3 protein-coding genes are annotated in these 2,224 nt (G+C 67.2%); 1 reads left to right on the top strand and 2 read right to left on the bottom strand.

What is annotated here, in order from left to right; translation table 11 throughout:
- Window positions 1–660: DUF4861 family protein (locus tag VK533_RS13040; RefSeq protein ID WP_324378324.1), on the bottom strand; the 660-nt coding region annotated here is incomplete at its 3' end.
- A gap of 82 nt (window positions 661–742) precedes the next feature.
- Between VK533_RS13040 and VK533_RS13035 the strand changes: the two genes are divergently transcribed.
- Window positions 743–1,879: a glycoside hydrolase family 88/105 protein gene (locus tag VK533_RS13035; protein WP_324378322.1), complete on the top strand. Its 1,137-nt coding sequence runs from the start codon at window positions 743–745 to the stop codon at window positions 1,877–1,879.
- Here the strand turns inward: VK533_RS13035 and VK533_RS13030 are convergent.
- Window positions 1,876–2,224 (bottom strand): heme-binding protein (locus VK533_RS13030; protein ID WP_324378320.1); only part of this gene is annotated, 349 nt, incomplete at its 5' end. The two genes, VK533_RS13035 and VK533_RS13030, sit on opposite strands and share 4 nt — an antisense overlap.

Raw genomic sequence — 2,224 nt, 5'->3', positions numbered from 1 at the left:
CTCGACGGGGGCGCTCCACACGCTGACGAAGCCATGTTCGGCATCCTTGACCACCTCTTCCTTGCCGGCGGCGGTGGTGTGCTTGCCGATGCCGATCCCGACCGTCAGCAGACCGGGCTTGCTCGATTGCATCGTCGAGGTCAGGCGCGTGAAATTGGTGCCGACCGGCAGGGTGAAACGGCGCGTCTCGCTGACCGTGCGGACCACGTCGACCGGCCAGGGCGCATAGGTCAGCTCGAAGCTGGCAACCTTGGGGCCGGGATTGAGGATGCGGACGGTACGATAATTGCGCGAGGTCCAGAGATTGTTGTCGTACCAGATGCCGAGTCCGCCCGCGCCGCGCGCGGTGCGCACGTCGTAGAAATCGAGCCCCTCGCCATGTTCGGTATGCTGGTCGCCTGAATGGAGCTGACGCGCCATGAACGGCCAGCGCACCGATTTGCCCCAGGCGTCGATGCCCGATCCCGACGGCGGTTCGGCCGCTTCCAGTGCATGGCCATAGATGCGGTGCGCGGTGCGGTCATTCTCCCACAGCACGTCGTCATAGCGATAGGGCGCGAGCTCGACATGCGCCTGCGGTTCGTGCGTCGGCGGCGGGGTCAGCTCGGCCTGCGCCCCCGAAGCGAGCGAGGCAGCGAGCAAAGCGAAGCGCAGGATCATGGTAGGCCTCCCATTCAGCTCTTTTTGGGGCATGACGGTGCCGCCGCAGGCTGATAACCAAGTCTCATAACGGAGAGGCTGGATGGCAACCAGAGCAAGGATGAACGGGCTGATCGCGGCGTTGGCGCTTCTGCTGACACCGGTGGCAATTTCGGCACAGTCTGAAACACCAATCGCCGCGGCAGAGAAGCTGGCCGATTGGCAGCTCGCCCGCCTGCAGGATACGACCGGCATGTCTCATGTCTTCGAGACCGCCGACACGCGGTCATGGATGCGAGCCGCCTTCTGGATCGGGTTGAGCGCGCTGGCCGACCATGACCGTAGCTCCCGCTTCCGCGACGCGATCCTGGCGATGGGGCGGGGCAACGGCTGGAAGGCGGACGACCGTCCGTATCATGCCGATTCCCAGGCGATCCTGCAGGCCTATCTGTGGGCCACACGGAACGGCGCGGGCGCAGCGGCGCGCGAGCCGGCCAAGGCCAAGTTCGATACCATCCTCGCGCATCCGCCGCGCGCGACTTTGGCCTTCTATGCGCCGCCGTCCGGCAATGGTGGCCCGGAATGCCAAATCCGCTGGTGCTGGTCCGATGCCTTGTTCATGGCGCCCGCCGGCTGGCTCGAGATGACGCGTCAGACCGGCGACAGGCGCTATGCCGATTTCGCGCTGAGCGAGTTCTGGGCGACGACCAATTTCCTCTACGACCCGAAGGAGCGGCTTTATTATCGCGACAGCCGTTTCTTCGACCGGCGCGACGCCGACGCGCGCAAACTGTTCTGGGCGCGCGGCAATGGCTGGGTGTTCGCCGGGCTCGCGCGGATCATTCCCTTGCTGCCCAAGGGCAGTCCCGACCGCGTGAAGATGGAAGCCTTGTTCCGCGAAATGGCGGCGCGGCTGGTCGCGATCCAGAAACCCGACGGCTATTGGGCGCCGTCCCTGCTCGCAGCCGAAAATTCGCCGCCGGAATCCAGCGGCACCGGCTTTTTCACCTATGGCCTCGCCTGGGGCGTGAAGGCCGGGTTGCTCGACCGCGCGACCTACGAGCCCGCGGCGCGCAAGGGCTGGGCGGCGCTCACCCGCGCGATCCAGCCCGATGGACGGCTCGGCTGGGTGCAACAGGTCAGCGATCAGCCCGACAAGGTCGCCGCGTCCGACACGCAATTTTACGGCGTCGGCGCCTTCCTGCTGGCGGCGACGGCGATCGCGGACCTTGACCGCTAGCGCAGTTCGGGTGCGGCCTGGGCAAGCGCGGCGCGTGCGCAGCGATCGGCCAGCGCATGATCGACATCGGCGACCGCGAGGCCGCCGATCACCTTGCCGCCCTGATGCAGCGGCAGCGAGCCGCCATGCGGATTGAGCTTGCCCGCGCTCGCGGTGATCCGCGCCGCGAATTCAGGATCGGTCTTTTCGCGCGGCTCCATCACGCTGCCGGGGCTGTCGAACAAGGCGGCGGCAGCAGCCTTGGCGGGTGCGGCCACGGGCGGCTTGGGGCTGGCCGGCGAACGCGCGATCACCAACGGATTGCCCTCGCTGTCGACCACGCTCGCGCTCGCCGGCGCGCCTTCC

It is taken from the genome of Sphingomonas sp. (genome assembly GCF_035317925.1).
GTDB lineage: Bacteria > Pseudomonadota > Alphaproteobacteria > Sphingomonadales > Sphingomonadaceae > Sphingomonas_I.
The sequence above is the reverse complement of the archived record's forward strand: the minus strand, read 5'-3'. Positions and strand labels throughout refer to the sequence as shown.

Excerpts from the sequence above, each read along its gene's own strand:
- VK533_RS13035 (WP_324378322.1), top strand. The coding sequence starts at position 743 with ATGGCAACCAGAGCAAGGATGAACGGGCTGATCGCGGCGTTGGCGCTT.